Raw genomic sequence first — 6824 nt, 5'->3', positions numbered from 1 at the left:
GCTTCATCTCCGGGGTGGGCACGCCGACCAGGACGACCGTGCCGGCGAGGTCGCGGGCGTAGAACGCCTGCTTGTACGTCTCCGGGCGGCCGACCGCCTCGATGACCACGTCGGCGCCGAAGCCGCCCGTCAGGTCGCGGATCGCCTCGACCGCGTCGGCCTCCTTGGAGTTGACGGTGTGGGTCGCGCCCAGCCTCGAGGCCGTCTCCAGCTTGCGGTCGTCGATGTCGACCGCGATGACCTTCGCCGCACCCGCCAGGTTCGCCCCGGCGATCGCCGCGGCCCCGACACCACCGCAGCCGATGACGGCGACCGAGTCGCCCCGTCCGACGTTCCCGGTGTTGATGGCCGCGCCGATGCCCGCCATCACTCCGCACCCCAGCAGACCGGCGGCGGCCGCCGACGCGGTCGGGTCGACCTTGGTGCACTGCCCGGCCGCGACCAGCGTCTTCTCCGCAAACGCGCCGATGCCCAGGGCCGGGGCCAGCTCCGTGCCGTCCAGCAGGGTCATCTTCTGCTTGGCGTTGTGGGTGGCGAAGCAGTACCACGACTCCCCGCGCCGACAGGCACGGCACTGGCCGCACACCGCACGCCAGTTGAGGATCACGAAGTCACCGGGGGCGACCTCGGTGACGCCCTCCCCCACCGACTCCACGACGCCCGCGGCCTCGTGGCCCAGCAGGAAGGGGAAGTCGTCGTTGATGCCGCCGTCGCGGTAGTGCAGATCGGTGTGGCACACCCCGCACGCCTCGATCTTCACCAGCGCCTCACCCGGCCCAGGCTCGGGTAGGAGAATCGTCTCCATCCGCACCGGCTCGCCCCTGCCGGGCGCGATCACTCCGCGTACTTCCTGCGCCATGGGATCAGTTGCCTTTCTTGGAATCCGAGTAGTCGTGGAAGCCGCGCCCCGACTTCCGGCCGAGGAGCCCGGCCTCGACCATGCGCAGCAAGAGCGGCGGCGGGGCGTGCAGCGGGTCCTTGAAGTCCGCGTACATGGCTTCGGCGATGGCGGTAAGGGTGTCCAGACCGATCAGATCGGCCAGACTCAGCGGGCCCATGGGATGGGCGCAGCCCAGAACCATTCCGGTGTCGATGTCCTCCGCGGAGGCGAAGCCGGACTCCAGCATCCGGACCGCTGACAGCAGGTAGGGAACGAGCAGGGCGTTCACCACGAAGCCGGCCCGGTCCTGGGCGCGGATCACCTTCTTGCCCAGGACGCGTGTGACGAACTTCTCCGCCCTGGACTGCGTCTGAGGCGCTGTCAGGAGCGACGGCACGATCTCCACGAGTTCCAGCACCGGGACCGGGTTGAAGAAGTGCACACCGATCACCTGGTGCGGCCGTGTGGTGGCCACGCCCAGCTTCATGATGGGCAGTGAGGAGGTGTTCGACGCCAGCAGCGCGTCCTCCCGCTCGACGATCCGGTCGAGTTCGGCGAACAGTTCGACCTTGACGGCTTCGTCCTCTGTCGCCGCCTCCACCACCAGGTCCCGATCGGACAGGGCCGTGAGATCGGTGGTGACCCGTACGCGGTCGAGTGCGGCCACACGATCGGCGGACGAGAGCTTTCCGCGTCGGACGGCGCGGTCGAACGAGACGCCGATCCGGGACAGGCCCGCCTCGGCCGCGTCCGTGTTCACCTCGTGGATCACCACGTCCAGGCCGGCCCGGGCGCAGACCTCGGCGATGCCCGAGCCCATCAGGCCGCAGCCGACGACACCGACCCGGCGTATGTCCGCCTTCGGCTCCGCCGTGCCGGGCAACCGCACGGCCGGCTCCTCCGCCGCTGTCCTCACCGGAAGGCCGCCTGGCCGGTCAGGGCCTGGCCGATCATGAGGGTGTGCATCTCCACGGTGCCCTCGTAGGTGACGACCGACTCCAGGTTGTTGGCGTGCCGGATGACCGGGTACTCCAGGGAGATGCCGTTGGCGCCCATGACGGTGCGGGCGGTGCGGCAGATCTCCAGCGCGGCGCGGGTGTTGTTGAGCTTGCCGTAACTGACCTGCTCGGGGCGCAGGCCGCGGTCGTCCTTGATCCGGCCGAGGTGGAAGGCGAGCAGCGTGCCCTTGGCCACCTCCAGGGCCATGTCGGTCAGCTTGGCCTGCGTCAGCTGGAAGGCGCTGATCGGGCGGTCGAACTGGACGCGGTCGCCGGCGTAGGACAGGGCGGCCCGGAAGGCGGAGCGGGCCGCTCCCATGGCGCCCCAGGCGATGCCGTAGCGGGCCTCGTTGAGGCAGGAGAGCGGTCCGCGCAGGCCGCGTACCCCCGGAAGTACGGCGCTTTCGGGCAGTCGTACGGAGTCCAGGACGAGTTCGCTGGTGACCGAGGCACGCAGGGACATCTTGTGCTTGATGGCGGGGGCCGAGAAGCCGGGGGCGTCCGTGGGGACGACGAAGCCGCGGATGCCGTCGTCGGTGCGGGCCCAGACCACCGCGACGTCGGCGACCGATCCGTTGGTGATCCACATCTTGCGTCCGTCGAGGACCCAGTCGTCGCCGTCACGGCGGGCGGAGGTGCGCATGCCGCCCGGGTCGGAGCCGGAGTCGGGCTCGGTGAGTCCGAAGCAGCCGATGGCGGTGCCCGCGGCGAGACGGGGCAGCCACTCCTCCTTCTGCTCCTCCGAACCGAACGCGTGGAGGGCGAACATCGCCAGCGAGCCCTGTACCGAGACCAGCGAGCGCAGACCGGAGTCGGTCGCTTCCAGTTCCAGGCAGGCCAGGCCGTAGTCGACGGCGCTCATGCCGGCGCAGCCGTAGCCCTCCAGGTGCATGCCCAGCAGGCCGAGCTCCCCGAGTTCCTTCGTGAGCCCGCGGATGTCCTCGATCGCGCCGTTCTCGAACCACTCGGCGATGTGCGGTTCGACGCGCCGGTCGCAGAAGGTGCGGACAGCGTCACGGACGGCGCGCTCGTCAGGGGTCAGCAGGCTGTCGAGTTCCACGAGGTCCAGCGGGTCGGCCGGGCGCGGGGCGTGCTGCGCGTGCATCGGTTTCTCCAGAGATCGAGGGTGAGAAGGCGGGGCCGCCGGCATGGGGGAGTGGACCGGCGGCCCCTGGCCAGGGGGAACCGTGAGAAGGCTCAGGAAGCGGCCCTGGGGTTGATGATGAAGTTGCTGAAACCGCCGTTGCGCTGGGCGATTCCGCTGATGGCCTCGTTGATCTGCTCCAGTGGGAACACCTGGTGCTCCAACGGGCTGAGGTCGATCACGCCGGCTTCGACCAGGTCGGCCATCGCCTGGCCCTCGCCGGAGGTGAACCAGGCCGATCCGATCAAGCGCAGCTGCTGGTCCATCATCCGGTGGATGTCGACGGGCAGATCACCGGCGACGGCGCCGATGTTCACCGCGATGCCGCCGCGTGCCATCGCCCGCATGCCCGCCCGGAACGTCTCGTGCGGCGCACCCGGGCCGAGGGCGTCGATGTAGATGTCGACGCCGTAGCCGTCCGTCTCGTCGCGGATCCACTCGTCGAGCGGGCCGTCGTCGAGGGAATGCAGGCGCAGTCGGCCGCGGCCGAGCTTGCCGACCTGGTCGAGCAGGCCCTTGTCGCGGCCGGTGCCGTAGACATGGGTGAGCCCGAAGGCGGGGGCGAGGAGCGCCGCGCCGATGCCCAGTGTGCCGCTGATGCCGTTGATCAGGACCGACTTGCCCGGTCCGGCACCGGCTTTGCGGAGGGCGGAGTACATGGTGCCGAGGTAGCCGAAGCGGGCGGCGGTGTTGAAGGACAGGTTGTCGGGGAGCTTCACCAGCGCGTACGCCGGAGCCAGCATGTATTCGGCGAGGCCGCCCTGGTAGCGGTCGAGCAGGTCGATCGCGGTGGGGGAGAAGCCGAAGTATCCGGCGAAGGCGTAACTGGCACAGTTGATCGAGTCGTTGTCGCGACAGGAGCGGCACGAGCCGCAGCTGCGGCCCGGGTTGACGTACACCCGGTCGCCGACGTCGAGGCCGTGGACCCCTTCGCCGACCGCCTCGACCACGCCGGCCGGGTCGAGTCCGAAGATCGCGGGAAGGGTCGGCAGGGGGCTGTGCGGGAACCAGGTGGTCCACATGCTCAGGATGTTGGCGAGATTGGGGACGATGTTGCAGGCGTGGACGGCCACGCGGACATCGCCGGGACCCGGCTCGGGGACAGGGAGTTCCTCGAGCTTCATCGGTTCGCCGACGTGGTGCATCCGCGCGGCTCGCATGGTCGCACTCATGGCTTCTCCTCGGTGAGGGGTGGTGGAGAGGTCGCCGGTGGAGCCGGCCCCCATCTCGGTGAGTGGGAAGGTGCGTGGGGGGGCGGTGTGATGCGTGGGGGATGCCGGCCGGCGGGGGTCAGTCGCCGAGCAGGGTGTTGAGGCGCTGCCGCTGCAGCTTCCCGGTGGCTCCGCGTGGCAGTGCCGGTACGACACGGAGGCGACGGGGCCATTTGTGCCGGGCGAGCCGGCCGTCGAGGTGGGCGCGGACGTCGTCCAGGGACGGCTCACCGGCCTCACTGACCAGGAAGGCGGTCACCAGTTCGCCCCAGACGGGATCCGGTGTCCCGGACACCGCGACCTCGACCACCCCCGGCAGGTCCGCGAGGGCGTTCTCGACCTCGGCGGGGTCGACGTTCTCGCCGCCGGTGATGATGGTGTCCTTGACCCGGCCGACGACCTCCAGGCGGCCCTCGGCGTCGAGGCGGCCCCGGTCACCGGAGTGGAACCAGCCCTCGGCGTCGGTCACGGGGATCGGCCCGGCGGCGGTCCAGTACTCGGCCGCGACCGACGGTCCGCGCACCCAGACCTCTCCGGGCGCCCCGGCGGGAGCGGGTGACCCGGTCGCGTCCACGACGGTCAGCTCCACGTGCGGGACGGGGCGGCCGGTCGAGGTCGCGGCATCGTCGAGTGCGGAGTACGTCACCCCGGCACTCGTCTCCGTCAAACCGTAGGAGTTGACCACACCGACTCCGCGGGCCCGGAACATCTCGCGGGTGGCGCTCTGGGCCGGTGACCCGCCGGACAGGATCCATCGCAGGCTGTCCAGGTCTCCGCCGTCGAAGCGAGGGTGGCGGGCCAGCAGGGCCGACATGGCCGGTACGGCGAAGGCGCAGGTGACCCGGTGTTCGCGGACCAAGTCGAAAAACAGGTCCGGGTCGAAGCGCGGAGCCAGGACCACGGTGCCGCGGCGCGCCCACGTGCACTGCGGGAGCCCGCCCAGTACGGCCACATGGGCCAGGGGAGTGGAGACGAGCGCGGTGTCCTCCTCGCCGAGGGGCAGTCGGGCCAGACCGTTGAGCATGCTCCAGTAGAGGTTGTCGTGGGTCAGCGCGACGCCCTTGGGACGGCCCGACGTACCGGAGGTGAACGCGATGACGGCGATGTCGGAACCGGCCGGCGGGTCGCATGCGAGGGCCTCGGGTCCGTCGGCGTCGGGGTTCAGGTCCGCCCAGGGCAGCCGGAGGCCGGTACTCGCGGGGAAGCTCTCGTCGGCGATCACGGCCGCGGGGCCGGTCTCCTCACAGATGACGGCGAGTTCGCTGCCGGTCACCTGCGGGTGGAGCGGTACCAGCACCGCGCCCATCCGTGTGACCGCGAACAGCGTGATCAGGGCCTCGGGCCGCGCCACCCCCTGCATCACCACCCGATCGCCCCGGCGCACACCGGCCTTGTCGAGGTGGGCGACAGTGCGTCGTACGGCGAGGTCGAGTTCGCCGTAGGACCAGCGTCGGTCCTCGAAGACCAGCGCGGTCCTGGATCCGACCTCGGCGGTGCTCACCACCAGGTGAGCACCGAACCAGGTGCTCATGCCCGTACCTCCGCTCCACGTCTGGCCCGAGCGAGGGCACCGAGCGTCGACCCCGTGACGTCGGTGGCCGAAACCGGCGCCTGCTGCTCCAGCAGCCGGCGGGCGGCCAGGTGCTCGGCGGGCCAGTTCAGCGTCTCCACGGCGACCAGCCGGCCGTCGCGGAAGGCGTACGCCGCCAGCCTGCCCGGGGAGTCGCCCGGCACCACGCGCACCTCGTCGGTGTCCGTACGCAGCCCGGCGATCTGCAGTTTGATGCCGCCCTGGTCGCTCCAGAACCACGGCAGGCTCCGGTACGGGGCCGGTGATCCCGCGATGCGGCGGCCGACCAGCGCCCCCTGGTCAGTGGCGTTCTGCACGGACTCCAGTCGCACCAGGCCGGCCGCGTACGGGTGGGGATGGCGGGCACAGTCGCCGACGGCGGAGATCCGCGGGTCGGTGACCGAGCGGAGTTGCTCGTCGACGATCACGCCGTCGTCCACGGTCAGACCGGCGTCACGGGCCAGCTCGTCGCGCGGCACGGCGCCGATGCCGTAGACGACGAGGTCGGCTGGGAGCGAGCCCTGGTCCGTGACGACCCTCTCGGCCCGTCCGGCGCCTTCGACGGCCCACACGCCGGTGCCGGTGAGGATCCGGACACCGCTGTCTTCGTGCCGCTGTCGCAGGTGTTCCTGCAGTTGGGGCGAGACGGCTCGGCTCAGCAGCCGGTCGGCCAGTTCGAGCACCGTCACGCGTGCTCCGCCGGCGATGGCGACCTGGGCGAGTTCGAGTCCGATGAACCCTCCGCCCACCACGACCACGTCCCGGGCCGTCACAAGCGCCCGGCCGATCGCCAGGGCGTCGTCGAGCGAGCGCAGCGCGTGTACGCCGTCCAGTTCTGCCCCGGGCACGGGCAGGCGGCGGTTGCGCGCGCCGGTCGCCAGGACGAGGTGGTCGTACGGGACGCGGGTGCCCGTGCCGGTGACCACCGCGCGGGCGGCGGTGTCGAGGGAGGTCACTCGCTCGCCCAGCCGGAGCTCGATGTCGCGCTCGCGGTAGAAGGACTCGGGCACCAGCTCGACGC

At 71.0% G+C, this 6824-nt stretch carries 6 protein-coding genes; all 6 read right to left on the bottom strand.

Annotated elements, in window-relative coordinates; genetic code table 11:
• Positions 1 to 859: S-(hydroxymethyl)mycothiol dehydrogenase (locus tag ALMP_RS37380; RefSeq protein ID WP_264936414.1), on the bottom strand; the 859-nt coding region annotated here is incomplete at its 3' end.
• 4 nt (positions 860 to 863) lie between these two features.
• Positions 864 to 1769, bottom strand: a complete 906-nt coding sequence (locus tag ALMP_RS37375) for a 3-hydroxybutyryl-CoA dehydrogenase (RefSeq protein WP_309299588.1) — start codon at positions 1767 to 1769, stop codon at positions 864 to 866.
• A gap of 23 nt (positions 1770 to 1792) precedes the next feature.
• Positions 1793 to 2983, bottom strand: a complete 1191-nt coding sequence (locus tag ALMP_RS37370; RefSeq protein WP_264936413.1) for an acyl-CoA dehydrogenase family protein — start codon at positions 2981 to 2983, stop codon at positions 1793 to 1795.
• A gap of 92 nt (positions 2984 to 3075) precedes the next feature.
• Positions 3076 to 4194 carry an alcohol dehydrogenase catalytic domain-containing protein gene (locus ALMP_RS37365; RefSeq protein WP_264936412.1) on the bottom strand — a complete coding sequence of 373 codons (1119 nt, stop codon included), beginning with the start codon at positions 4192 to 4194 and terminating at the stop codon, positions 3076 to 3078.
• A 118-nt stretch (positions 4195 to 4312) separates the two neighbouring features.
• A complete protein-coding gene (locus tag ALMP_RS37360) occupies positions 4313 to 5764 on the bottom strand; it encodes a class I adenylate-forming enzyme family protein (protein ID WP_264936411.1) in 1452 nt (483 codons plus the stop codon).
• On the bottom strand, positions 5761 to 6824 hold a 1064-nt coding region (locus ALMP_RS37355; protein ID WP_264936410.1), incomplete at its 5' end, for an NAD(P)/FAD-dependent oxidoreductase. The genes ALMP_RS37355 and ALMP_RS37360, both read right to left, overlap by 4 nt.

It is taken from the genome of Streptomyces sp. A012304 (assembly GCF_026008495.1).
Taxonomy (GTDB): domain Bacteria; phylum Actinomycetota; class Actinomycetes; order Streptomycetales; family Streptomycetaceae; genus Streptomyces.
Note: the sequence above shows the minus strand (reverse complement) of the source record. Positions and strands in the feature narration are given on the sequence as shown.

Bases quoted from the DNA above. Each gene is read 5' to 3' on its own strand.
- ALMP_RS37370 (WP_264936413.1), bottom strand. From the start codon at position 2,983: ATGCACGCGCAGCACGCCCCGCGCCCGGCCGACCCGCTGGACCTCGTG.
- ALMP_RS37365 (WP_264936412.1), bottom strand. From the start codon at position 4,194: ATGAGTGCGACCATGCGAGCCGCGCGGATGCACCACGTCGGCGAACCG.
- ALMP_RS37360 (WP_264936411.1), bottom strand. From the start codon at position 5,764: ATGAGCACCTGGTTCGGTGCTCACCTGGTGGTGAGCACCGCCGAGGTC.